Below are 22,468 nucleotides of genomic sequence, written 5' to 3'. Positions count from 1 at the left end.
CTCCTATGCGGACAGGGTCGGGGTTTCGAGGTGATGGCGGGTGAGGGACTGGAAGGCGTGGGCCGCCTCCAGCAGGCGGACATCCGAAAGGGCCGGTCCGATGAGTTGGATGCCGACTGGCAGGCCGCCGGTGAACCCCGCGGGCATGGACAGGCAGGGCAGTCCCGCCAGGGCGGTGGGTACGGTGAAGACGTCGGCGAGGTACATGGACATGGGATCCGCTGTCTTGGCGCCGAACGGGAAGGCCGTGCCGGGGCTGACGGGGGAAGCCAGGATATCGGCCTGGGCGAAGGCGGCGCGGAAATCCTCGGCGATGAGCGTGCGGGCCTTGAGGGCCTTCAGGTAAAAGGCGTCGTAATAGCCCTTGGACAGGCAGAAGGTCCCCAGGAGGATCCGGCGCTTCACCTCGTCGCCGAGGCCCGCATCCCGGGTCCGCGCCATCATCTCGGGCAGGCCGCCGTCGGAGGAGGGCACCCGGAGGCCGTACCGCACCCCGTCAAAGCGGCTGAGGTTGCTGGACACCTCGCTGGTGCAGAGCAGGTAGTAGGTATCAATGGCGTAGCGGGTGTGGGGCAGGCTCACGGGAACCCGCCGCGCGCCCCGGCCCTCGAACACCCGCAAGGCCGCGTCGAGCAGCTCCCGAACGCCTGGTTCCAGGCCATCGGTGAAGTACTCCTCGGGAAGGCCGATGCGGAGGCCCTCCAGATCCAGCGGCTGGAGGTCGGCCAACCGCTCCGTGCCCGGCAGGTCCACGGAGGTGCTGTCCAGGGGGTCGGCGCCGGCCATGACGCCGAAGGCGAGGGCCAGATCTGCGGCGGTGGCCGCGATGGGGCCCACCTGGTCGAGACTGGAGGCCATGGCCGTGAGCCCGTAGCGACTGAGGACGCCGTAGGTGGGCCGGAGGGCCGTCACATTGCAGAAACTGGCGGGCAGGCGCACGGAGCCCCCCGTGTCGCTGCCCAGGGCCAGAGGCGCATAGCCGGCGGCCACGGCCACGACGGAGCCGCTGCTGCTGCCGCCGGGCACCCGGGTGGGATCCCAGGGGTTCCGCGCCGGTCCGAAGGCGCTGTATTCGCCGCTGGAGCCCATGGCGAACTCATCGAGGTTGGCCTTGGCGATGGGAATCGCGCCCGCCTCGAGCAGCCGACCCACCACGGTGGCGTCGTAGGGGGCCACGTAGCCGTCGAGCACGCGGGACCCGCAGGTCATGGGCAGGCCGGACCAGTGGAGGTTGTCCTTGAGGACGATGGGGAGACCGAGCACCGGCGAGCGTTCTCCGGCGCGCAGGCGCGCGTCAGCCTTCCGGGCCAGGTCGAGGCTGCGGGCTTCGTCCGTGGCCAGGATGGCGTGGAGGGTACCGTCCAGGGCCCGGATGCGGTCGAAGGCCGCTCGCACCAGGGACTCGGAGGACAGGTCGCCGGAATCCAGGCTCCTGCGCCAGCCCATCGCCCTGCCCAACGCCATGCCCGCTCCCGTGGAACCTTCTACTGTGCCACCAGAGCCGGGGTACCTTCCAGTCCGGACCTTCAGGAGAACCCCCCTCCTCCCGGTGGCGTCGGACCACGTTTCCTTGCCCTGGGCCTGCACACAGGATGGAAATAGGCTACCATCCTCTGCTCAAGCCCTGTTCTTCCATCCCCATGCGATGCGTTGGCGCAGGGTGCCCTGTGGACTCCCATGAATCCTTTCGATGTGCTGGAAATCTCCCCCGATGCCTCCGCCGAGGACATCAAGGCCGCCTACCATCGGCTCGCCAAGCATTGGCACCCGGACCGCTACACCGGAGACGCGAAGGTCGAGGCCGAAGGGAAGTTCCGGGAGTTGGCGGAGGCCTTCAGCACGCTGAAGGATCCCGGCAAGCGGCTTGCGCTGGTGCAGCAGATGCAGCAGCTGCCCAAGGCCGCGCCCGCCGCCGCGCCGGCCGTGGAAAAAGGGAAGGAAGCCGAAACCCCGCAGGAGCGAACGCCCGAGGATTGGGCGGCCATGGCCAAGGAGGCCTTTGACCAGGGGCGGGTGGATCAAGCCCAGGCCCTGATTCAGTACGCCATCCGCCTGGACGACAAGAAACCGAAGTACCACGCACTGCTCGCCACGATCCTGGAACAGGGTGGGGGCGACCTCCGCGCTGTGGTGAAGGCCCTGGAGGCGGCTGTCCGGCTGGCTCCCCGGGATGTGGACTGCCACCTCCGCCTGGCGGGTCACTTCCAGACCCTGGGCATGGCGGCCCGGGCCCAGCGGCACCTCCAGACCGCCCGCGAGATCTCACCCAACCATCCGAAACTGCGGCAGGCCGCCCCCAAAGGGGCCTCGGAGCCCGGCAAGAAGGGGAAGGCCCCGGCCACTCCCGCAAGCCAGGCGAGCCTCATGGATCAACTGAAGGACCTCTGGGGCCGACTGACGGGAAAGGGTTGATCATGAGGATCCGCGCCGCAGGCAAGACCGATGTCGGTTGTGTCCGGAAGCACAACGAGGACAGCTATCTGTCAGATGCGGACCTGGGTCTGTTCTTGGTGGCCGATGGGCTCGGCGGTCACGCCGCCGGTGAGGTGGCCAGCCGGATTGTCGTGGACACCGTGGCCAAGTTCGTGAGCGACACCAAGGAGAAAGACCGGACCTGGCCCATGGAGTACGATCCGGCGCTCTCCTATGACGGGAATCGGCTGAAGGCGGCCCTTCTCCTGTCCGATCGGGCCATCGCCGAGGACATCCGCCACAACCCCGAACGGGAGACCATGGGCTCCACGGTGGTGGCGGGCCTGGTCCACGGTACGAAGGTGACCCTGGCCCACGTGGGAGACAGTCGGGCCTATCTGTTGGGGCCAGAGGGTATCCGTCAGGTGACCAAGGACCACAGCTGGGTGGCGGAGCAGGTGGCGAATGGCATTCTGACCCCTTCCGAAGCCCGGGTGCACCCCTTCCGGAACGTCATCACCCAGGCGCTGGGCAACGGGGGGGACCTGGATATTGAGGTCCAGAATCTCGATCTGGGCAAAACGGAGCGACTTTTGCTTTGCTCTGACGGCCTGTCAGGAATGATCGGCGATAGACAGATCTGGGACATCGTGACGCAGTCCAGTGACCTTCAAGGGGCTGTGGAATCACTTGTTCTGGCCGCGCGAGACCATGGCGGCGAGGACAATATCACGGCCGTCCTGGTCGGTTTGGAACCGGAATCGGCTTGACGCAAAATTAGTTAGTCTTGACCTAATCCATTCCAGCGGTACCATCTCCAATACCTAAATTCTCCAAGTGAGGCATCCGGTGGGTCTCTTCGGAAGCAAACCCAAAAGTCTTGTTGGCTTGGATATCGGGTCCAGCTCGGTGAAAGTCTGCGAACTCCAGCAGATTGGAAAGGGCGGCCAGACGCGTTATCGCCTCCAGAAACTGGGGCGGGTGGCCCTGCCGCCTGACGCCATCGTGGATGGCGACATCATGGATAGCAACGCTGTGGCATCAGCTATCCGGCAGGTCATGGCGGAACAGAAAATCAAAGCCAAGGATGTGGCCATCTCCGTGTCAGGTCAGCAGGTGATGGTCAAAAAAGTGACATTCCCCCTGATGAGCCAGGCTGAGCTGGCGGAATCCGTCCGCTGGGAAGCCGAAAGCTTCTTCCCGGCAGGACAGGGTTTGGACTCCTACGCCCTGGACTATTACCTCATCGAGGAGCGGGCTGGGGACGGCAACATGGATGTCGTGCTGGTGGCCTGCCGCAAGGACAAGCTGGAAGCCTATGTGAGCTGCGTGGCCCAGGCCGGATGCAGCCCCAAGGTGGTGGACGTGGACGTCTTCGCCCTACAGAACGCCTATGAGGCCAACACCATGGGCGGCGGGCGGGATGAAGTCGTCGCCTTGGTGAACATGGGCGCCACCTTCACCAACCTCACCATGATGGTGGGCGGCAAGTCGGTGTTCTGGCGCGACATGGCCTGGGGCAGCAGCCGCTACTCCGAGAAGCTCATGGAGGACTGGGGCGTGACCCGCGAGGGCGCGGAGCGTCTCAAGCGGAACCAGGCGGCCGAAGGGCACGAGCCCGACGAGATCCATCCGTCGATCAATGCCGTATCCGATGCCTTCGGCGATGAGCTCGGCCGGACCCTCGATTTCTTCAAGAGCAGTTTCAAGGTGGACCGTCTCGACCGCGTGCTCGTCAGCGGTGGCGGCTCCATGACCCATGGATTGATGGACGTGTTGAGCGACCGGCTCCGGGTTTCGGTGGACCGGTTCAATCCCTTCCAGCTCGTTGAGATCGATGGCCGGACCGAAGATCCCATGACGGTTCGCGAAATCGGCAGCGGCGCCACCGTCGTGGTCGGGCTGGCCTTGCGCCAAGTGGGGGACCGATGATCAAGATCAACCTGCTGGGTGACGCTCTGGCCCAGGCCGGGGGAAAGAAGGGGGCCAGCAAGGCGGCTGCCGAACCCGTCCAGGTCTACACGGGTGAAGGCGGAAGCCGCTCGAGCCTGCCCATCGCCGGCGTGGTGGTGGGTCTGGTGTTCGCGGCCTGTGGCGGCATCTACTACGTCTGGCTGAACAGCGAACTGACCAGGGCCGAGAAGCAGAAGGCCGATCTCGAGCGCGACAAGAAGCAGTACGAGCCCTACATCGCGCTGGAGAAGACCTTCCGGGAGAAGAAGGCCGCCCTCCAGAAGAAAGAGGAGGTGATGACCACCTTGAAGCGCCAGCAGTCGCTGCCGGTGCACCTCCTCGAGGAACTTGCCAACAGCCTGCCCGACGACGTGTGGTTCAAGAAGATCTCCCAGAAGGGCTCGCTCATCACCATCGAGGGAGAAGGGCGGAATTTCGAGGCCATCAACGCCTTCTACGGCAACCTCCAGTCCCGCACCCGATGGTTCAAGAAGATCAATTATCCGAGCGCGAGGCGGGGAACCACCGGTTCCTTCGACTTCACGATCTCCTTCGAACTCCAGAACGCTGTCTGAGGTAGGCCATGGATCCCCAGCTTCAGAAACAGATCGGCGTTGGCGCGGTGGCGGGTATCGTCCTGGCCGGCTTGGTCTACTTCCTGCTCGGCGGGAAGCGGAGCGAACTGGACGCCGTCCGGACCGACGTGAAGACCCTCCAGGCCGAAGTGGACAAGGGCCGTCTGCTCAAGGCCAGCTACGAGAAGCTGCGCGACGAGGTCGCCAAGCAGGACAAGCGGATCGAAGAACTGGTCAAGATCATGCCCTCCGAGGCGGACTACGGGGAGATCCCCTACCGCATCAAGAAGCTTGCGGATGATGCGGGCATCGACCAGGTCTCCTTCTCCCTCAAACCTGAGCGGAAGGACACCTACTACACGGAAAAGCCCGTGGAGTTCGAGTTCAGGGTGGGGTACCACACCTTCGGCCAGTTCGCCTCGCTGGTCTCCGGCTACGACAAGATCATCAACGTCTCCAACATCGAGTTCAACCGCAAGGCCGACAAAGGCAGCGTCTATCCGGCCACGGTGAAGTGCACCGTCAGCGCGTTCATCTACAACCCCGAACCTCCCCCGGCCCCGCCGGCCCCAAAACCGGCCCCCGGTCCCGCCCCCACGGGCGGCACCAAGGAGGATTGAGGAACCGCCATGATCCAACGACTCCTGTACCTTCCCCTGTTTGCCGGAATCGCCCTGGTGGCCCAGACCGGACCCACGGCCAAGCCCGCGGAAGCACCCGCCGCGGCCGGAACCCCGGCCGCCGAGGCCGCTCCGGCCCAGGACGTGGCCATCATCAAGATCACGCCCTACAAGCCCGCCATCACCCGGGATCCCTTCTCGACTCCCAGGGATGACCGTCCCACGGATGCCCTCGACCTCATCGACGACATCGCCGTCAAGGGGATGATTCGCAAAGACGGCAAGAATTTTGCCATCGTCTCCGACAGCCGTGGGAATGTCCGCTGGCTGCCAGCGGGCCACCGCTTCAAGGATGGCGAGATCACCAGCATCACCGACAAGGCCGTGACGTTCCACCAGTGGGATGTAAATACCACCAACCGTTCTGTATTCCGCACCATCACGAAGACGTTCAAGCGTGAGGAGGGTAAACGATGAATGCTCGCCTGAGTTCCTTGCTGGTCGCAGGGGGCGTGGTCCTGGCGGGGATCCACACGGGGTCCCTCCTTGCCTCGCCGTCCACGGAAACCACCGTCGCGAAGGTCACGCTGGCCGCCGCGACCCTTGAGCCCGCTGGCGCGGGCGCCCGGGTGTCGCTCCGGATCCCCGGGATGGCGGGCCAGCCTGCCATCCAGGTCCTCTCCAGCCCCCTCCGGGTGGTGCTGGATCTTCCCGGGGTCGAGCGGGGAACCGCCGTCACCAAGAAGGATCTGGCCCTGCTGACCCATCCTCTGGTTCAGAAGGCCCGCCTTGGCCAGTTCTCGGCGGCCCCCAAACCGGTCACCCGTCTGGTGCTGGAGGTCGCTCCCGGCACCCAGGTGGTGGTGGGCACCAGCCCGGACGGTGTTCAGCTGATGCTGAACCCCGGCGAAGGACGGGTCCAGGCCCGGGTCGAGGGTTCCCATCGCATGGAGGCTCAGCCTCTGCCGGCGATCCACCCTGCCGCCACGCTCATGGCCGCCGCTCCGGCTCCTGTTCCGGTGACGGTCCAGGCCTCGGCCAAGCCGCTGGCCCAGCTTCCCTCCGTGGGCGGTTCCTTCCAGCTCCTGCCCCAGCTGGCCGTCTCGACGGCACTGCCGGTGACCACGCCCGAAGCGGTGCAGCTGCCCGAGGCGGCGAAGGCCCAGGCACCTGCTCCTGCTTCAAGCCGGTATTCGGGCCGCACCCTCGGTGAGACTTCCACCAAGTACACCGGCGCGAAGATCACCATCGACCTCCAGAACACGGACATCCGGGACTTCCTGCGCATCCTCGCGGACACCGGCAAGCTGAACCTGGTGATGGACCCCGATGTGCAGGGCAACTACGGCTTCAAGTTCAATGAGACCCCCTGGGACCAAGTCCTGGATGTGGTGCTGAAGAACGCGAGCCTGGGCAAGGAGATCCAGAACGGCGTCCTGCGGGTCGCCAAGGTGGACAAGCTCCAGAAGGAAGAAGAGGAGCGGAAGAAGCTGGAGGAGACCAAGGCCCTGGCCGGGGAACTCCAGACCATCACCCGTCCCCTCTCCTACGCCAAGGTCGGCGATGTGCAGAGGATCCTCAAGGAGATGATGACCAAGCGCGGCTCGGCCATCCTGGACGACCGCACCAACACCCTCATCATCACGGATCTGCCCTCGCGGATTCCCGTCATCTCCGAACTGCTGGACACCCTGGACGTCCAGATCCAGCAGGTCCAGATCGAAGCCCGGGTGGTCGAGGCCAACAAGGACTGGCAACGCCAGTTCGGCGTCAAGTGGCCCCAGGCCGACGCCGCCCCGGCGACCATCGGCGGCCCCTGGGTCGGCAACCAGGCGCCCTTCTGGAACGGCATCCAGGGCTTCAACCGGACCGCCTCCGGACAGCACGCGTCGGTTGCCTGGGCTCCTGGCACCTCTGGTGTGACCTCCATCGCGGCCCCGGCCGGGGAACTCTGGCTCTCCTTCCTCAGCAACCGCCTCAGCATCAACGCGGTCCTGCAGGCTCTGGAATCGGATGGCACGGTGAAGATCGTGTCCTCCCCGAAGGTGGTCACCCAGAACAACAAGAAGGCCACCATCCTCAGCGGCGAGAAGATCCCCTATCCCACCCAGCAGGGCGGGGCCCAGGGCGGCGCGATCACCGTGGCCTTCGTGGATGCGAACCTGCAGCTGGACGTTACCCCCCAGATCACCAACGAGGGGACCATCATCATGGACATCAAGCTGGAGAAGGCCGAGGCCGATTTCAGCCGCACCGTGAATGGCACCCCCACCATCCTCCGCAAGGCCCTGGAAACCCAGATGCTGGTGCGGGATGGCGGCACGGCCGTGCTGGGCGGTGTCTACGTGACGAACCACACCACCGGTCGGGCGGGGGTTCCCTTCCTGTCCAAGATCCCCCTCCTCGGCTTCCTCTTCCGCCGGGATACCAAGTCCGAGTCGAACAGCGAGCTGCTGATCTTCATCACGCCGCGGGTCCTGCGCCAGTAGTCCGGCGCTGCCCAAAAGGAAACGGCCCCGAATGGGGCCGTTTCCTTTTGGGCGGGAAAGAACTACTTGGCGATGGGAAGGGTGCGGACGAGGCGTTTGCAGCTATTGCAGAGGATAGTGAAGTTGTCCGCCTGCTCGAAGTGGTATTTGAAGCCGGGGTCCTCGGAGACCTTCTCCAGGTGGCCGAACTGGTACTCGGCGATGCGCACGCTTTGGGGGGCGGTCAGATCGGCGCCGCAGTGGGTGCAGGAGATGGCGGCCATGCTTGCTCCTCGGAAGGCTGGAGATTCAGGAATGGAACAGTTTCCAGAGCCCCCAGCTTAGCAGAGCCAGCACCGCGAGACCCACGAAGACCCGCAGCAGGGCCCTGCCGATCCGATATGCGACGTAGATCACGAACAGGAGCACGAGCGCCCCGGCCACGAGGATGGTGGTGCTCACAGGCGCCTCCCGTCTGAACCCCAGCTGTAGAAACCCCTTCCGGCCTTCTGCCCGATATCGCCCCGGGCCACCAGCTCCCGGAGCAGGGCGGGCGGCTCGAAGCAGGGATCTCCGGAAGCCTGGAAGAGGCCCTCGGCGATGCGCAGGCGCAGATCCAGGCCGATGCGGTCCGACAATTCCAGCGGCCCCACGGGATGGCCGTAGCCCAGGGTCATGAGGGCATCCAGGTCCTCCGCCGAGGCGGTGCCCGCTGCCAGCAGGCGGATCGCCTCCAGCCCCTGCGCCAGGGCCATCCGGGCGGCCGCGAACCCGGGCTGGTCCTTCACGGCCACCACGCGCTTGCGCAGGGCCAGGCCCAGGCTGCGGGCCCGATCCACCAGGGCGGGCGGTGTCCCGGCCGGCACTCCGACTTCCACCACGGCCATCCGGGGAACCGGTACGAAGAGGTGGAATCCCAGGAGACGCTCCTGGAGTCCCGCGGCCTCGGCCAGGCCTGAGATGGGCAGGGCCGAGGTGCCCGAAAGCAGCAGGAGGTCCTTGCCGCCCCAGTCCTTGGCAGCGGCGAGGGCCAGGGTTTTCAGGGCTGGATCCTCCGGCAGGGCCTCCAGCAGGATGGACGCGTCCTCCAGGGCTTCCGGCCCGAAGGGGCGGACCTGGAGCCGCGCCTGGGCCTCCTCGCGGGCCTGGGGCGTCAACACGCCCTTCCGCAAGGCTGCCTCCCAGCGGCGCTCCACGTGCCGGAGCCCTTGCTTGGCGTAATCGAGGTTCCGGCCGAGCAGGCGCACTTCCAGCCCGCACTCCGCGGCCCACTGGGCGGTGGACAGGCCGAGCACGCCTGGGCCAAGGATGGCGAGTGCGCCGGTCACGCTCGGCCCTTGGCGGGGCCGGGGGCTGCCGCGCTCCGCAGGTCGAGAAGATCCGGGTCCACGGGTCCTTCGGTCATTAGATTCGCCCCTCCACCCGCTATGATGAACGGAAAGGGCCAATTCGTACCTTCCCGAACCCGCAGTCCGCCAGGGTCCTCACTTCCTCATGCTCATCGATTTCGCCGCGATCACCCATCCGGGCAAAGTCCGGAGGAACAATGAAGATGCCTACCTGCTGAGCGCGCTGGATGGCGAGGAGCCTATCATCAACGGCCCGGCCAGTTCCCTGAAGGTCGGTGACCCGGGCCTCCTCGTGGCAGTGGCCGATGGCATGGGCGGGGCCGCCGCGGGAGAGGTGGCCAGCCGCGAGGGTCTGGCCGCGATCGCCCTGTACCTCTTCGGCCACTGGGGGCGCCTGGCGCCGGGCAAGGGTCGCGAGGCGGACCTGATCAAGGCGCTGGAAGCCGCCGTCCGGGAGGCCAGCGACGCCGTCCTGCGCTATTCCGACGACGACCGCACCGCCCGGGGCATGGGCTCCACGCTGACGGCGGCGATCATCTGGAACGGCTGCGCCTACGTGGCCCAGATCGGCGACTCCCGGGCCTACCTGCTGCGCCAGGGGGCCCTGCACCAGCTCACGGAGGACCAGACGCTCGTGAACGACCTGGTGGCCCAGGGGACGCTCACGCGCGAGCAGGCCCGCACCCACCCCCAGCGCAACATGATCACCCAGGCGCTGGGTTCCCCCCAGCCGCTGAAGGTGGCGCTCTCGCGTCTGGCCCTGCGCCGGGGGGATCGCCTGCTCTGCTGTTCCGATGGACTCCACGGTGAAGTGGGGGACGGCCACATCCGCGAGACTCTGAACCAGAACCTCAGCCCCCGGCGCAGCCTGGAGCTGCTGCTGGAGGAGGCCATCGCCCGGGGAGCCCGGGACAACGTCACAGGGGTGGTGCTCGTCCTCAACGATCCCTCTCTTCCCCTGCCTGTTCCGGGAGAACCCCTGGACCTTCTGCACCCGGATTCCCGGGACCTCGGGCGCGGCTTCTGGGGCCGACTCCGGGGACTTTTCGGAGGCGCCGCCTCATGAGCATCCTTCAGGGGACCGTGTCCCTCAAACGCTTCCTGGTGCTGGGTCCCGTGCCCGATCCCAAGGATCTCCAGGCGGGCCTGGAGCAGGATCAGTTCCGCCCCTTCCAGGACGGCATGGAGGAGGAGCGCATCGGCTGGTGCGACTGGCGCAATCCGCTCATCACGCCTCCCGACGAGGACTGGGTCGGGCAGGAGCGCTTCGCCGTCTTCGGCCTCCGCATCGACACGCGCCGCGTGCCGCCGGCGCTGCTCAAGGCCCACATGGATCTGCGGCTGCAGAGCCTGCTGAAGGAGAAGGACCTGGCCTTCATCGGCAAGGAGGCCCGCATCTCCCTCCAGGACGAAGTGAAGCTGGAACTGTTGCGCAAAGTGCTGCCGACGCCGCGGGTGGTGGAGGTGGCCTGGGATCTCAAGGGCGGCATCCTCTGGACCACGGCCTCTTCGAGCAAGGCCCAGGGGGCCCTCTCGACGCTGTTCATCAAGTCCTTCGGCTGCGAGATCCATCCCCTGGCGCCCCTGGTGCTGGCGGGGCGGCTCAGCCCCGGCTTGTCCGTGGAGGGCCTGATGGCCCTGGATCCGCTGGATCTCGAAATCGAGGAGGCCTAGGTGAAGCCGCTTGAACTCTTGGAGCAGGGCCGCTTCCTCGGCGAGGAGTTCCTCCTCTGGCTCTGGATGCGCAGCATGACCGAAGGCGGGGCCAGCGGCGGGGACGGCGACGGCTCCGGCTGTTTCGTGGACGACGCCATCCAGCTGGTCTCGGAGCGGGGCGAGGTGAAGGAGATCAGCCTCAGGAAGGGCAATCCTTCGGAGAGCCGTGAAGCCTTCGAGGCCCTCGGCCGGGGCATGCGCCCCGCGAAGATGAAGCTCCGCATCCTCTCCGGTGACCTGGAGTGGGTGTTCACCCTCAACGCCGCCACGCTGGACATGGGCACCCTCAAGCTGCCGCCCAGCACCGGCAAGGCGCCGCACGAGCGATTGCACGACCGGCTCTTCCTGCTCGAGGAAGGGGCGGGCCACCTGGAACGGCGCCTGAAGCTCTTCCTGCAGGCCCGCTCCGAGGATCCCGGCGGCCTGGAGGAATCCATGCGCGCTTGGGTGCGGGCGGGCCGTTCCGGCGAGGCCCTGCCCACGGGCGAGGCCCCGTGGGAGGCCTGAGCCTCCGCAGCGCCTTGCTTCTGCCCGCGGCCCTGGTCGCCGTGGCGCAGGAACCTGCCCCCGTGCTGGCCCACGCCCGCACACCCGAAGGCAGGCCCATCATCCTGCGGCTCCAGTTCCGGAAGGGGCTCAGCGTCGAGGGCAAGGCGCTGCCGAAGGCCTTCCTGGCCAAGGGCGCCGAAGGCAGCGGCTGGGTGCCCTTTGAGAGCCTCAGCCCTCAGGGCAAGCGCTGGGCCCTGGCGGCCCTGTTCCCCGCGGATCAGTGGCGCCAGGAGGAGGTCCGGCACCGGGTCGGTCATCCCGATGTGGAATCGGTCTGGACCCTCGCCGCCTTGTTCACGGGCCATGGCCAGAACTATGACCGGCTCATGGCCGAGAACCCCGACCTGCCCGAGAAACTCCGCGAGGGCGATGTCTGGCGCATTCCGCGCAGCCTGCTGTCGGCCGACCTCGGGGGCCTGGGCAAGGGCCCCGACCGCTCCCAGCCCGAGGATGCCCTCGACGACGAGGCCCGCGTGGCGGCCTACCGCGGGCTGCTCTCCTTCGGCGAGGACACCCAGGGCAAGTACGCCGCCTACCGCATGCGCCGGGGCGAGGCGCTGTACTCGAGCGTGGTCATCCGCTACACCGACCGGGTGGATCCCAAGGGCGTGAACGAGCTGGCGGACCTCATCGCCCAGCGCAGCGGCATCGCCGACGTGCGCGGCATCCAGCCCGGCCAGCTCGTCAAGATCCCCGTGGCCTACCTGGCGGATCCCTTCCAGTCCGAAGGCAGCTCGGGCCTGGCGGAAGAGCGTGAGGTCCGCGCCGAAGTGCGCCGCACCGCCCGGGTGGAAGCCGGCCCCAAGCTCAAGGGCGTGCGGATCATCCTGGATGCCGGCCATGGCGGCGTGGATCCCGGTGCCCGGGCCAACGGCCTCTGGGAATCCGATTTCGTCTACGACATCGCCATGCGCGTGCGCCGCCTCCTCGAGCAGGAGACCGAGGCCCAGGTGAGCAGCACCATCCGCTACCCCGGTCTGGGCTTCCAGAGCCGGGAGACGATCCGGACCCCCAGCCACGCGGCGGAGATCCTCACCAGCCCGCCCTTCGCCGTGGATGGTGAAAGCCCGTCCGCGGTGAGCGTCCACCTGCGCTGGGTGCTGGCCAACGACCTCTTCGCGGCCTTCCGGAAGACCCGGGGTGATGTCCAGAAAACGCTCTTCCTGAGCTTCCACGCCGACAGCCTGCACCCCTCCGCGCGGGGCTCGATGGTCTATGTGCCCGGGGCGGCCCTGGTGCCGTCCACCTTCGCCCTGAACGGGGCCCGGGCCGGTCGCGTGGCCGAGGCGAAGCGCTCCAGCCGGGTGGCCTTCACAGGCCGGGAAAAGCTGCAGGGCGAGGCCCGCAGCCGGCAGTTCTCCGAGGCCCTGCTGACGGCCCTGCAGAAGGACAACATCCCCGTCCACGCCAACCGGCCCATCCGCAATGTCATCCATCGCGGCGGCGGCAAGTGGATCCCCGCCGTCATCCGCTACAGCATCGGCGCCACCAAGGCCCTGATCGAGGTGGCAAACCTCACCAACGAGGACGACGCCGCCAACCTGCGTGATCCCGACTTCCGGGAACGCTACGCCGTGGCCGTGGTGAACGCGATCCGGGCTTACTACCGGAAATAGCTGTTTCGCCACGGGGGCGGCGAAGCGGCGCAGGGTGCCCCTTTGCGCCGGCGGGAAAAGCATCAGAATGGAGATGGAGGGTCGGATGCGACTGCTGCTGGTGGCGCTCGTCCTGCTCATGGGCTTCGGCTGCCGGAAGCCGGAGACCGTGGCGACACCCCAAGCGCGGCTCATCGTGCGCTACCTGGATCGGGACGCCGTGCTGGAGCTGGCGGCCATGCCGGCTGAAGGCCCGTGGCGGGTGATGAACGCGGGGCAGTGGGAGCCCCTGGAGGTCCGCTGGAAGCCCGGCACGCCCAGGATCGGCGCCGCCGTGGTGGGCCGCACCGCTCCCGACTGGGTGCTGCTGGAGGACCCCGCCCAGGGCACCCACCGGGTCGTCATGCGTGGCCCCGGTCCCGAAGAGCTCCGTGACCGCAACCAGCGCATGGACCCCGACGACCGCGACGCCCTGGCCGTCCTGGGCGTCTTGTGGGTGTTGGGGTGGAAACGGTGGTAGGAGACCCCTGTCGTGGGAACCGCTCTCCGCTAGAATGGCCCTTCCCGAGGCGGCCCCCCGGCCCCCGGCGATTGAGAGGCATCCATGACGACGACTCCCCTGGTGGGCATCCTGATGGGCTCCAAGAACGACTGGGAGACCATGCAGCACACGGCGCTGACACTGAAGGCGCTGGGGATCCCCTTCGAGGCCCACGTGGCCAGCGCGCACCGCACACCGGAGAAGGTGGTGGCGTTCTGCAAGGAGGCCGAGGGCCGGGGCCTCAGGGTGATCATCGCCGCCGCGGGCGGGGCGGCGCACCTGGCGGGCGTCTGCGCGAGCAAGACGCACCTGCCCGTGCTGGGCGTGCCCATGAAGGGCTGGGCGACGGAGGGCATGGATGCGCTGCTCTCCACGGTGCAGATGCCCTCGGGCATTCCCGTGGGCACCCTCGCCATCGGCAAGGCCGGCGCCATCAATGCCGCCCTCCTGGCCACCTCGGTCCTCTCGCTCACGGATGCCGGCATCCGGGACCGCTACCTGGCCTACCGCCAGGCGCAGACCGAGAAGGCGCTGGCGGACGACGATCTCGTGATGCCCTAACATGGACCGCGTCCACCTCATCACCCTGTCCGATCGCGCCTCCCGGGGCGAGTACCAGGACCAGTCCACGCCGCTGCTGACCTCGTGGCTCAAGGGGCAGGGGGTGAAGGCGGTGACGGCCTCGCTGATGCCGGACGATCCGACGGCCCTGGAGGCGGACCTGCGGGTCGCCGTGGCGTCGGAAGCGCCGCTGGTGCTCACCTGCGGCGGTACGGGCTTCGGCCCCCGGGACACCACGCCGGAGGCCACGCGGCGCGTCATCGAGCGCGAGGCGCCCGGCATCTGCGAGCTGATCCGCGCCAAGGGCGGCCATCCCCTGGCCTTCGCCAGCCGCGCGGTCTGCGGCATTGCCGGACGGACGGTGATCCTGAACCTCTCGGGGCGGCCCGCGGCGGCCCTGGAGCAGATCCAGCTGGCCTGGCCCCTGCTCCTGCATGCCGTCTCGGTGCTGAGGAAGGAAGGCGCGGCCGGAGGACCTTGCACGTGAAGGTCTGGGCCCGCATCAACCACGTGGGCTGGGTGCATCTCTGGCGCACCCGGGAGGCCTTCGAAGCGGCCGAGCCCTCGGCCCACTTCCTCCACGGCAAGACCGATCCGCGCTGGGTGGAGGCCTCCCTCACGCCCGGACAGCGGCAGCGATTGGAGGCCGGGGATCTGGTGGAGATCGAGGATCCGGGCTTCTTCGACGACGAGGATTGATCAGGCGGCGGGAGCCGCCAGGGTGGCCTCCAGCCGGTGGTACAGCGCCAGCAGGGAACTGCTGAGCCAGAGGTTCATGGCACCGCCCAGCAGGTTGAAGACCCAGAGGGCGGGATGCTTCAGGCGCACCAGGGCGCTGGGGCCCAGGTCGGGGTCCGCGGCGGGGAGGAGGCGGTCCAGGGCCCAGCCCGCGGCGATCTGGTAGACCAGGGCCACCAGCAGCATGGCCAGCACCGCCTGGATGATCCGGGGCCAGTGGCGGGCCATGGCGGCTTGGCTCCAGCGCAGGGAGGCCAGCGCGGAGTCCCCCCGGAGCAGCATGCGCATGGGGGCCCAGCCGAACAGGGTGAGGAGCAGGAGCCCCGGGACCAGGAAACAGAACAGGCCCAGGCCGATGGCGACGCTGAGCCCCAGCCGCAGGAGGAAGGCCTTCAGCCAGCGGCCATCGAAGACGGTGGGCCAGGTGGCCGCGGGATTGCCCGGGGCGTCCCGCAACTCCGCATCCAGCTGGGCCTGCAGCCTGGGGATGAAGTACATCTCGAGCGGCAGCAGGCCGGCGAAGCCGAAGATGGGCTGGACCAGCAGGCTGGGCTTCACGCCCGCCGCCATTTCCAGGGCGGGTCCCAGCTGGGCCAGGAGCATGGCCAGCAGGGCCAGGCCGAGGCTGAGCAGGGGGTGCCGGCGGAGCAGGGCGAGCCCCTCGCGGAGGGCACCGAGGTGGGACGGGAGAGGCGTACGCATGCCTCCAGCCTAGCCTGAGCGCCTTCCCTGCATGGACCGCTGGGCTATCATCATCGGCATCATGACGCCCGAAGCCCCCTGCCTCCTGGTGGCCAGCCCTTCGCTCCTGGACCCCAACTTCCTCCACACGGTGGTGCTGATCGTCGAACACGATGATGAAGGGGCCCTGGGGCTGATCCTCAACCGGCCCCTGCCGCTGGCCCTGGCCCAGGTCAGCGCGGAGGGCGGTTTGGCCTATGAAGGCTCTGAGGAGGCCACCGCCTGGCGGGGCGGACCCGTGGACCCGCAGCGGGGCATCCTCCTGGTGCAGGGCGGCCTGCCGGAGGAGGAGGACACGGTGGTGGACTTCACCCATTTCGTGAGCCACCGCAAGGATCTGCTCGAGTCCCTGCTGGGGGATCCGTCGGCCCGCTACCGCCTCTTCCTCGGCTACGCCGGCTGGAGTCCCGGCCAGCTGGACCAGGAACTGGAGGCTGGCGCCTGGGCCAGGCGCCCCCTGGTCTCCGAATGGCTGATGCACTCCGATCCCACCAGCCTCTGGCAGGTGGCCCTGGGCAGCGGAACCAGCGGGTGAGCCGGCCCCGGTTCTGTGTGCAGGGCGCGTTATACCGATATCAATAATGTTTATACAAATGGGATGATCCATTAAAAGGATTGCCTGCCGGGTAGCCTGGAAGCAGGCAGTCCTCCGGAGGAACCGATGACCTGGAAGCGATCCCTTCGACTCATCGCCATCCTGGGCATGGGGTTCCCCCTGGCCGCCGCGGGGAGCGCTCCGGTGAACGACACCGGCACCACCGCGTGGATGCTGACCTCCACCACGCTGGTGCTGCTGATGGTGCCGGGGCTGGCCATGTTCTACGGCGGCCTCGTCCGCACCAAGAATGTCCTGGGCACGATGATGCATTCGTTCTCGGCCATGGCCGTGGTGGGTGTCCTCTGGACAGTGGTCGGCTACGCCCTCAGCTTCGGACCCAATGTGCTGGGAGGGCTCATCGGCTGGAGCCGGGGCCTGGTCCTGCTCCGCAGCATCGACCACACGATCCTGCCGGCGGGGGTGCCCGAGTACGCCTTCGCCATGTTCCAGGGCAAGTTCGCCATCATCACGCCGGCCCTGATCGCCGGGGCTGTGGCCGAGCGGATCTCCTTCCGCGGCTGGGTGGCCTTCATCACGCTCTGGGTGCTCTTCGTCTATTGCCCGCTGTGCCACTGGGTGTGGGCCTCCGATGGCTACTTCTTCAACCTCGGCGCGAAGGGGGCCATCGACTTCGCGGGCGGTACGGTGGTGCACATCTCCTCCGGCGTGGCGGGCCTGGCGCTGGCCCTGTTCCTGGGGGCGCGCCACGGCTACCCGAAGACCGCCATGTCCCCGAACAACCTCACCTTCACGCTCATCGGCGCGGGCCTGCTGTGGGTGGGCTGGTTCGGCTTCAACGCGGGATCCTCCATCGCCTCCAACCTGGAGACCGCCCGGGCCCTCACCGTCACGCAGGTGGCCGCGGCCGCCGGGGCGCTCACCTGGGTGCTCATCGAGATCATCCGGGAGGACAAGCCGACCAGCCTGGGCATGGCCTCGGGCATCCTGGCGGGCCTGGTGGTCATCACGCCGGCCGCCGGCGTGGTCCAGGTCGGCGGGGCCATCGCGCTCGGGGCCATCGCCTCCTGCGTCTGCTACGGCATGATCATGCTGAAGAACCGCCTGGGCTACGACGACTCCCTGGATGCCTTCGGGATCCACGGCACCGGCGGCATCGTCGGGGCCCTCGGTCTCACCTTCTTCATCCGGGACTCCTGGTGGGCCGAGGCCGCGACCAAGGTCCCCGGCTGGGGCGTGCTCTCCCAGCTGAAGATCCAGGCCTTCGCGGTGGGCGCCACCATCGCCTTCTCCGTGGTCATGACGCTGCTCATCGCCTTCCTGGTGGAGAAGCTCGTCGGCTTCCGCGTCGCCGAGTCCGTGGAGCGGGCGGGCCTGGATCACGAGATCCACGGGGAACGCGCTTACGGCCTGAACAACCTCAACTAGGCTGAACCAGGAGGCTCCGATGAAGCTCATCACCGCCATCATCCCCGAAGAGAAGCTCGACGAGGTTCGCGAGGCCCTGATCGAAGCGGAAATCGAGCGCATCACCGTCGCCCGCGTCAGCGGCCACGGGCGCCAGCAGGAGATCGTGGTCCAGCGCGGGAAGAAGATCATTCCCAACCTGATCCCCAAGATCCAGATCACCATCGCCTGCAACGACGCCTTCGAGGACATCACCGTGGACACCATCATCCGCACGGCCCGCCACGGCGCCGGCGAAGTGGGCGACGGGAAGATCTTCGTCCAGGACCTCAAGGAGTGCATCCGCATCCGCACCGGCGAGCGGGGCGGCCAGGCCATCTGAAGTCCGCATTCCGGGCTAGGCTTTCGGCATGCGCAGCATCGTCTGGTTCCGGGGCAAGGACCTCCGCGTGGCGGACCACGGGCCGCTCGTGGAGGCCGCCGCCGCGGGCGAGGTGATCCCGCTCTTCGTGCTGGATCCCTTCTTCTTCGCGCCGGAGCGGGCCCGGGATCTGCCCCATCGCATGCAGTTCCTGGTGGCGTCGCTGGTGTCCCTGGAGGCCAACCTGGGCCACCTGGGGTCGCGCCTGCTGGTGGTGCCGGGCCGCAGCGTGGAGGTTGTGCCGCGCCTGGCGGCCCAATGGAAGGCTGACCAGGTGCTGGCGCATCGCTGGGTGGAGCCCTTCGCGCGGGTGCGCGATCGCCGCGTGGACGAGGCCCTGGCCCGCGCGGGCATCGCCTTCCGCCTGTTCGAGGGGGAGACGCTCCTGCCGCCCGGCTCCGTGCGGAACGGGCAGGGCGGCATGTTCCGGGTGTTCACGCCCTTCGCCCGGGCCTGCGGGGCGAAGCTGGACCTGGCGCCGGCGCTGGCCACGCCGCGCTCGCTCCCGCCGATTCCCGGGGACCTCCGGGCCGATACGGTGCCGATCCCTTCGCTGACGGACCTGGGGCTCGTGCCCAATCCCCGCCTCCAGGCCGGCGGGGAACGGGCCGCCCGCCAGCGCCTGAAGGCCTTCCTGGAAGCCGCCCTGGGGGACTACGGGGTGGGCCGGGACCGCATGGACCAGCCCGGCACCTCGCGCCTCAGCGCGGACCTGAAGTTCGGCACCTTGTCTGTGCGCGCCCTCTGGCAGGCGGTGGCGGCGGCCGGGGCGGGCGAATCCGGACGCCGCTATCTCAACGAGCTGCTGTGGCGCGAGTTCAGCCACCACCTGCTGTGGGAATGGCCGGAGCTCCTGGAGCGGCCCTTCCGGCCGGCGTTCGAGGGCTTCCCCTGGCGTGAGGACGAAACCGCCTGGGAAGCCTGGACGGAAGGCCGCACGGGCTATCCCGTGGTGGATGCCGCCGCCCGGCAGCTGCAGGCCGAGGGTTTCATCCACAACCGGGCCCGCATGGTGGCCGCGAGCTTCCTCACGAAACACCTGCTCATCGACTACCGGCGCGGTGAGGCCCACTACCTGCGCTGGCTCACGGACGGCGACTGGGCCGCGAACAACGCCGGCTGGCAGTGGTGTGCGGGCTGCGGCTGCGATGCCCAGCCCTGGTTCCGCATCTTCAATCCCGTCACCCAGGGCCGCAGGTTCGATCCAGAGGGCGCTTACGTCAGGCGTTGGGTGCCCGAGCTGGGCGACTGCCCGACCGCCTTCATCCACGAGCCCTGGAAGGCGCCGCAGGCGATCCGCCTGCGGTTCGACTATCCCGGGCCCATCGTGGACCACGCCTTCGCACGGGAGCGGTTCCTGGCCACTGCGAAAGGGCAGCTGGGGCCCGGGGCGCCCTGATAGAGTGGAGGGAGCGGTCTGTCGCTATCCCTTCTGCTTTATTGACTTATGGGTATTGCATGCACACCATCCGATTCGACGGCAAGAAACCCGGCAGCGCGGAGTGCGAGCAGGAGACCGCCCTGCTGGCGGCCAGCACCCGGGCCGGCGTGCCCCTGAACCACCGCTGCGGTGGCCACGCCCGCTGCGGCACCTGTGTCGTCACCGTGGTCGAGGGCGCGGAGAACCTGAGCGAGAAGGGCACCGCCGAATCTCGCGTGCTCGAAGTGCTCAAGGCCGGGCCCGACCAGCGCCTCGCCTGCCAGGCCTGGGCGAAGGGTGATGTGAGCGTGAAGTACTAGCTGCTAGCCGACCGGTCTCCGCCCTTCCATGGCGCGGTCCAGCGTGAGCTCGTCGGCGTACTCGAGGTCGCTGCCGATCGGCAGGCCCAACCCGATGCGGGTGGTGCGGACGCCGATGGGTTCGAGGATGCGGGCCAGCCAGCTGGCGGTGGCCTCGCCGTCCACGGTGGGGTTGGTGGCCAGGATGATCTCCTGGATGGCGCCGTCCTCCAGGCGCTTGAGCAGCTCGCGCACGCGCAGCTGATCGGGCCCCACGCCGCGCAGGGGCGAGATGAGGCCGCCCAGCACGTGGTAGCGGCCCCGGAAGTGGCCGCTGCGCTCGAAGCTGAGCACGTTGGAGGCCTCGGCCACGATGACGAGGCTGGACGGATCCCGCCGCGGATCCAGGCAGATGGGGCAGGTGGGCTGGTCCGTGAAGGCGCCGCAGACCTGGCAGAAGCCCACCTTCTCGGCGGCCTGCTGAAGCTGGTGGGCCAGATGGGCCATGGCCTCCGGGCCCTCCTTGAGCAGGTGCAGGGCCATCCGCTGGGCGGACTTGGCGCCCACGCCCGGCAGCTTCTGGAGGCTCTCGACCACGGCCTCGAGGGGCGGCGGCAGCTTCACGGCAGGCCCCCACGATCCTGGCTGCCAGCCGCCGGCTGGCAGCTGACGGCTGACAGCCAGCAGCCGATGGCCATCAGAGCCCCAGGCCCGGCAGGCCGAGGCCGGCGCCCATGCCGCCCATCTGCTTCTTCATGGCCTCATCCACCTTGGTGGTGGCATCGCGGAAGGCCGCCAGGAGCAGGTCTTCGAGCATGGAGGGATCCTCGGGATCCATGGCGTCCTTGGCGATGGAGAGGCCCATCAGCTCCTTGGACCCGTTCAGGGTGACCTTCACCAGTTCGCCGCCGGCGGTGCCTTCGATGCGCAGGTTGGCCTGGGCCTCCTGCAGCTTCGCCTGCATCTGCTGGGCCTGTTTCATCAGGAAGCGCATGTCCATGGTCAGTCTCCGGGAAGAGGGGTGGGCACGGGGCGGCGCAAGCGATGCGCCAGCCGCAGCATCAGAAAATATCCCACGGGCATCGCCAGGGCGCTCATCACGAAGCCGCCCAGCAGATAGGGCGCGAGGATGGGTTTGAGCATGGTGGCGGCCGCCTCGAACCCGGCGCGGGTGCTGACGCTCTGCCAGCCGATGCTCTTCCAGTCCACGCCGCTCAGGTCCAGATGCAGGCCGCGGCCCAGCAGGATGTTGCCGAACAGGGCGGAAACGGTGGCGATGGGCACCATGGTCCAGGGATTGTTGGTGAACGCGCCCAGGAAGGTGAGGGGCCGGTGCAGTTTCTTCACCAGGGCGCAGACCGCCAGGATGATGGCCGTGTGGGTGCCCAGCAGCGGGTTCCAGGCGATGGCGAACCCCAGGGCGAAGCTCCAGGCCAGGTGGTGTGGTTCCAGCTCGGGATCGGCGAGAAATCGCTTGGTGCGGGCCCAGATGTGCGTTTTGTCGTGATGCGTCATGAAGATCCGAAGTGGTCGAAGCTGAGGTCGGGCAGGGGACGGAGCGAGCCTCCATCATAGGCCAGCAGGGGTGATTCCCCGCGGGGCAGGGTTTCGCCGACGGGGATGAGGGGCAGTCCCAGTCTGGCCTCGAGGTCGGCCTGGGCCAGCGCGCTGCCGAAGCAGCGGGCGTAGTCCTCGCCCCCGCGCAGGGCGTCCTCCTCCAGGCCGGGATCCACCACGATGCTGAGACCCGAGGCTTCCGCCAGATTGCGCAGGTCCCGGCTGAGCCCGTCGGACAGGTCGAGGCAGGCGTGGACATCGGGGATTCCGGCCAGTTGCAGGCCCAGGCCCAGCCGGGGGCGGGGGGCCAGGTGGGCCTCCAGCTCCGCATCAGGCCTCGTGGGATCCCAGCGGTGGCCCGCCTGGAGTTTCCGCAGGCCCCGCAGGCTGGCACCGGGGCGCTGGTCCACGAAGAGCCGGTCGCCGGGCTGCAGGCCGTCCCGGCGTAGCCAGCGGGTGGCGAAGCCGAATGCCGTGAGGCCCAGGCCCAGGCCCGAGGGGCGGCCGACCGTGTCGCCGCCCAGGACCTGGACCCCGGACTCGCGGGAGGCTTCCGCCAGGCCCTCCAGGAAGCGGTCCAGCCAGGGGGCATCAATCTCAGGCCCCAGGGCCAGGGTGAGGGTGTAGCCGAAGGGGCGGGCGCCGGAGGCGTCCAGATCCGAGAGGTTCACCATCAGCAGCTTGCGCGCCAGGAGGTCCGGCGGATGCCAGTCGAGGTGGAAGTGCTGGCCGGATTCCATGAGGTCCGTGGTCACCAGCAGCGTCTGCCCGGCCGGGGTCGCAGGCAGGGCGCCGCAGTCGTCCGTGAGCCCGTCGCCTCCGGGCAGCAGATTCCGGATCCGGGCAAGAATTCCCGTTTCCTGCAGGCTCATGGGCGGACCTCCGTCACAACTCCAGTCTCCCACGCCCCAGGAGGCCAGGCGAAGCTTGGTCCGGGGCCCCTGCGATGCTAGGTTGGTTGGGTTCGCCCACTGCCAGGGCCCCAATTGA

The 22,468-nt window shown here is 68.2% G+C and carries 29 protein-coding genes; 20 read left to right on the top strand and 9 right to left on the bottom strand.

The features are described 5' to 3' along the window. Positions 1–3 precede the first annotated feature (3 nt). A complete protein-coding gene (gatA, locus tag MLE43_RS03555) occupies positions 4–1,464 on the bottom strand; it encodes an Asp-tRNA(Asn)/Glu-tRNA(Gln) amidotransferase subunit GatA (protein WP_243301952.1) in 1,461 nt (486 codons plus the stop codon). A 213-nt stretch (positions 1,465–1,677) separates the two neighbouring features. On the opposite strand from gatA, the gene MLE43_RS03550 reads away from it, so the two are divergent. The 7 genes from MLE43_RS03550 to MLE43_RS03520 all read left to right on the top strand — a co-directional run bounded on the left by MLE43_RS03550 (position 1,678) and on the right by MLE43_RS03520 (position 8,049). After that, a complete protein-coding gene (locus tag MLE43_RS03550; protein ID WP_243301950.1) occupies positions 1,678–2,412 on the top strand; it encodes a J domain-containing protein in 735 nt (244 codons plus the stop codon). Positions 2,413–2,414: 2 nt separating this feature from the next. Beyond that, positions 2,415–3,182, top strand: coding sequence for a Stp1/IreP family PP2C-type Ser/Thr phosphatase (locus tag MLE43_RS03545; RefSeq protein WP_243301940.1), 768 nt, complete (start codon positions 2,415–2,417; stop codon positions 3,180–3,182). Positions 3,183–3,249: 67 nt separating this feature from the next. Beyond that, entirely contained in the window at positions 3,250–4,344 is a 1,095-nt protein-coding gene (gene pilM / locus MLE43_RS03540; RefSeq protein ID WP_338029048.1) for a type IV pilus assembly protein PilM, read from the top strand. Continuing rightward, positions 4,341–4,940, top strand: a complete 600-nt coding sequence (locus MLE43_RS03535; RefSeq protein WP_243301930.1) for a PilN domain-containing protein — start codon at positions 4,341–4,343, stop codon at positions 4,938–4,940. The genes pilM and MLE43_RS03535 overlap by 4 nt, the downstream gene beginning before the upstream one ends. Positions 4,941–4,948: 8 nt before the next feature. After that, positions 4,949–5,560, top strand: coding sequence for a type IV pilus inner membrane component PilO (locus MLE43_RS03530; protein WP_243301929.1), 612 nt, complete (start codon positions 4,949–4,951; stop codon positions 5,558–5,560). 9 nt (positions 5,561–5,569) lie between these two features. Beyond that, entirely contained in the window at positions 5,570–6,037 is a 468-nt protein-coding gene (locus MLE43_RS03525) for a pilus assembly protein PilP (RefSeq protein ID WP_243301927.1), read from the top strand. Continuing rightward, positions 6,034–8,049 carry a type IV pilus secretin family protein gene (locus MLE43_RS03520; RefSeq protein ID WP_243301925.1) on the top strand — a complete coding sequence of 672 codons (2,016 nt, stop codon included), beginning with the start codon at positions 6,034–6,036 and terminating at the stop codon, positions 8,047–8,049. The genes MLE43_RS03525 and MLE43_RS03520 overlap by 4 nt, the downstream gene beginning before the upstream one ends. A 62-nt stretch (positions 8,050–8,111) precedes the next feature. Here MLE43_RS03520 and MLE43_RS03515 read toward each other — a convergent pair whose 3' ends face one another. The 3 genes from MLE43_RS03515 to MLE43_RS03505 are packed head-to-tail and all read right to left on the bottom strand — an operon-like array spanning position 8,112 to position 9,356. Next, the gene (locus MLE43_RS03515; protein WP_243301923.1) at positions 8,112–8,312 is read right to left on the bottom strand and encodes a hypothetical protein; all 201 of its coding nucleotides are present in this window, start codon (positions 8,310–8,312) and stop codon (positions 8,112–8,114) included. A 25-nt stretch (positions 8,313–8,337) separates the two neighbouring features. Continuing rightward, positions 8,338–8,490: a hypothetical protein gene (locus tag MLE43_RS03510; RefSeq protein ID WP_243301921.1), complete on the bottom strand. Its 153-nt coding sequence runs from the start codon at positions 8,488–8,490 to the stop codon at positions 8,338–8,340. Continuing rightward, positions 8,487–9,356, bottom strand: coding sequence for a 3-hydroxyacyl-CoA dehydrogenase family protein (locus tag MLE43_RS03505; RefSeq protein WP_243301920.1), 870 nt, complete (start codon positions 9,354–9,356; stop codon positions 8,487–8,489). The genes MLE43_RS03510 and MLE43_RS03505 overlap by 4 nt, the downstream gene beginning before the upstream one ends. A gap of 166 nt (positions 9,357–9,522) precedes the next feature. Here MLE43_RS03505 and MLE43_RS03500 point away from each other — a divergent pair, with 166 nt between their 5' ends. From MLE43_RS03500 to MLE43_RS03465, 8 genes are all read left to right on the top strand, one after another. Next, positions 9,523–10,443, top strand: a complete 921-nt coding sequence (locus MLE43_RS03500) for a PP2C family protein-serine/threonine phosphatase (protein WP_243301912.1) — start codon at positions 9,523–9,525, stop codon at positions 10,441–10,443. After that, positions 10,440–11,051 (top strand): recombination-associated protein RdgC, encoded by a 612-nt coding sequence (rdgC, locus tag MLE43_RS03495; protein WP_243301902.1) that lies wholly within the window; start codon positions 10,440–10,442, stop codon positions 11,049–11,051. The genes MLE43_RS03500 and rdgC overlap by 4 nt, the downstream gene beginning before the upstream one ends. Then, positions 11,052–11,600, top strand: coding sequence for a hypothetical protein (locus MLE43_RS03490; protein ID WP_243301901.1), 549 nt, complete (start codon positions 11,052–11,054; stop codon positions 11,598–11,600). Beyond that, positions 11,588–13,258, top strand: a complete 1,671-nt coding sequence (locus MLE43_RS03485) for an N-acetylmuramoyl-L-alanine amidase family protein (RefSeq protein ID WP_243301900.1) — start codon at positions 11,588–11,590, stop codon at positions 13,256–13,258. The genes MLE43_RS03490 and MLE43_RS03485 overlap by 13 nt, the downstream gene beginning before the upstream one ends. A gap of 85 nt (positions 13,259–13,343) precedes the next feature. Next, positions 13,344–13,757 carry a hypothetical protein gene (locus MLE43_RS03480; protein WP_243301898.1) on the top strand — a complete coding sequence of 138 codons (414 nt, stop codon included), beginning with the start codon at positions 13,344–13,346 and terminating at the stop codon, positions 13,755–13,757. Positions 13,758–13,841: 84 nt separating this feature from the next. After that, a complete protein-coding gene (purE, locus tag MLE43_RS03475) occupies positions 13,842–14,339 on the top strand; it encodes a 5-(carboxyamino)imidazole ribonucleotide mutase (RefSeq protein WP_243301896.1) in 498 nt (165 codons plus the stop codon). Position 14,340: 1 nt separating this feature from the next. Further along, complete coding sequence (locus tag MLE43_RS03470; RefSeq protein WP_243301895.1) at positions 14,341–14,826, top strand: MogA/MoaB family molybdenum cofactor biosynthesis protein; 486 nt, start codon at positions 14,341–14,343, stop codon at positions 14,824–14,826. After that, a complete protein-coding gene (locus MLE43_RS03465; RefSeq protein ID WP_243301893.1) occupies positions 14,823–15,038 on the top strand; it encodes a hypothetical protein in 216 nt (71 codons plus the stop codon). The genes MLE43_RS03470 and MLE43_RS03465 overlap by 4 nt, the downstream gene beginning before the upstream one ends. On the opposite strand, the gene MLE43_RS03460 is transcribed toward MLE43_RS03465, so the two are convergent. Continuing rightward, a complete protein-coding gene (locus MLE43_RS03460) occupies positions 15,039–15,779 on the bottom strand; it encodes a hypothetical protein (RefSeq protein ID WP_243301891.1) in 741 nt (246 codons plus the stop codon). Between the two features lie 31 nt (positions 15,780–15,810). Between MLE43_RS03460 and MLE43_RS03455 the strand changes: the two genes are divergently transcribed. From MLE43_RS03455 to MLE43_RS03435, 5 genes are all read left to right on the top strand, one after another. Beyond that, a complete protein-coding gene (locus MLE43_RS03455; protein WP_243301890.1) occupies positions 15,811–16,353 on the top strand; it encodes a YqgE/AlgH family protein in 543 nt (180 codons plus the stop codon). A gap of 126 nt (positions 16,354–16,479) precedes the next feature. Then, a complete protein-coding gene (locus MLE43_RS03450) occupies positions 16,480–17,802 on the top strand; it encodes an ammonium transporter (protein ID WP_243301888.1) in 1,323 nt (440 codons plus the stop codon). A 19-nt stretch (positions 17,803–17,821) separates the two neighbouring features. Further along, entirely contained in the window at positions 17,822–18,163 is a 342-nt protein-coding gene (locus MLE43_RS03445) for a P-II family nitrogen regulator (RefSeq protein WP_243301886.1), read from the top strand. 28 nt (positions 18,164–18,191) lie between these two features. Continuing rightward, positions 18,192–19,601 (top strand): cryptochrome/photolyase family protein, encoded by a 1,410-nt coding sequence (locus MLE43_RS03440; RefSeq protein WP_243301884.1) that lies wholly within the window; start codon positions 18,192–18,194, stop codon positions 19,599–19,601. Positions 19,602–19,660: 59 nt separating this feature from the next. Continuing rightward, a complete protein-coding gene (locus MLE43_RS03435; protein ID WP_243301875.1) occupies positions 19,661–19,942 on the top strand; it encodes a 2Fe-2S iron-sulfur cluster-binding protein in 282 nt (93 codons plus the stop codon). Positions 19,943–19,945: 3 nt separating this feature from the next. Here the strand turns inward: MLE43_RS03435 and recR are convergent, their stop codons facing one another. The 4 genes from recR to MLE43_RS03415 form a co-directional block, all read right to left on the bottom strand. Continuing rightward, positions 19,946–20,545, bottom strand: a complete 600-nt coding sequence (recR, locus tag MLE43_RS03430; protein ID WP_243301873.1) for a recombination mediator RecR — start codon at positions 20,543–20,545, stop codon at positions 19,946–19,948. A gap of 73 nt (positions 20,546–20,618) precedes the next feature. Further along, the gene (locus MLE43_RS03425) at positions 20,619–20,921 is read right to left on the bottom strand and encodes a YbaB/EbfC family nucleoid-associated protein (RefSeq protein WP_243301871.1); all 303 of its coding nucleotides are present in this window, start codon (positions 20,919–20,921) and stop codon (positions 20,619–20,621) included. Between the two features lie 2 nt (positions 20,922–20,923). Next, entirely contained in the window at positions 20,924–21,436 is a 513-nt protein-coding gene (locus MLE43_RS03420) for a DUF2062 domain-containing protein (protein WP_243301869.1), read from the bottom strand. After that, entirely contained in the window at positions 21,433–22,350 is a 918-nt protein-coding gene (locus MLE43_RS03415) for a thiamine-phosphate kinase (protein WP_243301867.1), read from the bottom strand. The genes MLE43_RS03420 and MLE43_RS03415 overlap by 4 nt, the downstream gene beginning before the upstream one ends. Positions 22,351–22,468: the final 118 nt, after the last annotated feature.

Source organism: Geothrix oryzisoli (assembly GCF_022808865.1).
Taxonomy (GTDB): domain Bacteria; phylum Acidobacteriota; class Holophagae; order Holophagales; family Holophagaceae; genus Geothrix; species Geothrix oryzisoli.
This window is presented reverse-complemented; position numbering and strand designations above follow the sequence as displayed.

Excerpts from the sequence above, each read along its gene's own strand:
- MLE43_RS03550 (WP_243301950.1), top strand. The coding sequence starts at position 1,678 with ATGAATCCTTTCGATGTGCTGGAAATCTCCCCCGATGCCTCCGCCGAG.
- MLE43_RS03415 (WP_243301867.1), bottom strand. The coding sequence starts at position 22,350 with ATGAGCCTGCAGGAAACGGGAATTCTTGCCCGGATCCGGAATCTGCTG.
- gatA (WP_243301952.1), bottom strand. The coding sequence starts at position 1,464 with ATGGCGTTGGGCAGGGCGATGGGCTGGCGCAGGAGCCTGGATTCCGGC.
- MLE43_RS03480 (WP_243301898.1), top strand. The coding sequence starts at position 13,344 with ATGCGACTGCTGCTGGTGGCGCTCGTCCTGCTCATGGGCTTCGGCTGC.
- MLE43_RS03535 (WP_243301930.1), top strand. The coding sequence starts at position 4,341 with ATGATCAAGATCAACCTGCTGGGTGACGCTCTGGCCCAGGCCGGGGGA.
- MLE43_RS03445 (WP_243301886.1), top strand. The coding sequence starts at position 17,822 with ATGAAGCTCATCACCGCCATCATCCCCGAAGAGAAGCTCGACGAGGTT.
- MLE43_RS03530 (WP_243301929.1), top strand. The coding sequence starts at position 4,949 with ATGGATCCCCAGCTTCAGAAACAGATCGGCGTTGGCGCGGTGGCGGGT.
- MLE43_RS03440 (WP_243301884.1), top strand. The coding sequence starts at position 18,192 with ATGCGCAGCATCGTCTGGTTCCGGGGCAAGGACCTCCGCGTGGCGGAC.
- MLE43_RS03460 (WP_243301891.1), bottom strand. The coding sequence starts at position 15,779 with ATGCGTACGCCTCTCCCGTCCCACCTCGGTGCCCTCCGCGAGGGGCTC.
- MLE43_RS03545 (WP_243301940.1), top strand. The coding sequence starts at position 2,415 with ATGAGGATCCGCGCCGCAGGCAAGACCGATGTCGGTTGTGTCCGGAAG.
- MLE43_RS03435 (WP_243301875.1), top strand. The coding sequence starts at position 19,661 with ATGCACACCATCCGATTCGACGGCAAGAAACCCGGCAGCGCGGAGTGC.
- MLE43_RS03455 (WP_243301890.1), top strand. The coding sequence starts at position 15,811 with ATGGACCGCTGGGCTATCATCATCGGCATCATGACGCCCGAAGCCCCC.
- MLE43_RS03525 (WP_243301927.1), top strand. The coding sequence starts at position 5,570 with ATGATCCAACGACTCCTGTACCTTCCCCTGTTTGCCGGAATCGCCCTG.
- MLE43_RS03470 (WP_243301895.1), top strand. The coding sequence starts at position 14,341 with ATGGACCGCGTCCACCTCATCACCCTGTCCGATCGCGCCTCCCGGGGC.
- MLE43_RS03515 (WP_243301923.1), bottom strand. The coding sequence starts at position 8,312 with ATGGCCGCCATCTCCTGCACCCACTGCGGCGCCGATCTGACCGCCCCC.
- MLE43_RS03450 (WP_243301888.1), top strand. The coding sequence starts at position 16,480 with ATGACCTGGAAGCGATCCCTTCGACTCATCGCCATCCTGGGCATGGGG.
- MLE43_RS03520 (WP_243301925.1), top strand. The coding sequence starts at position 6,034 with ATGAATGCTCGCCTGAGTTCCTTGCTGGTCGCAGGGGGCGTGGTCCTG.
- MLE43_RS03500 (WP_243301912.1), top strand. The coding sequence starts at position 9,523 with ATGCTCATCGATTTCGCCGCGATCACCCATCCGGGCAAAGTCCGGAGG.
- rdgC (WP_243301902.1), top strand. The coding sequence starts at position 10,440 with ATGAGCATCCTTCAGGGGACCGTGTCCCTCAAACGCTTCCTGGTGCTG.
- purE (WP_243301896.1), top strand. The coding sequence starts at position 13,842 with ATGACGACGACTCCCCTGGTGGGCATCCTGATGGGCTCCAAGAACGAC.
- MLE43_RS03420 (WP_243301869.1), bottom strand. The coding sequence starts at position 21,436 with ATGACGCATCACGACAAAACGCACATCTGGGCCCGCACCAAGCGATTT.
- MLE43_RS03425 (WP_243301871.1), bottom strand. The coding sequence starts at position 20,921 with ATGGACATGCGCTTCCTGATGAAACAGGCCCAGCAGATGCAGGCGAAG.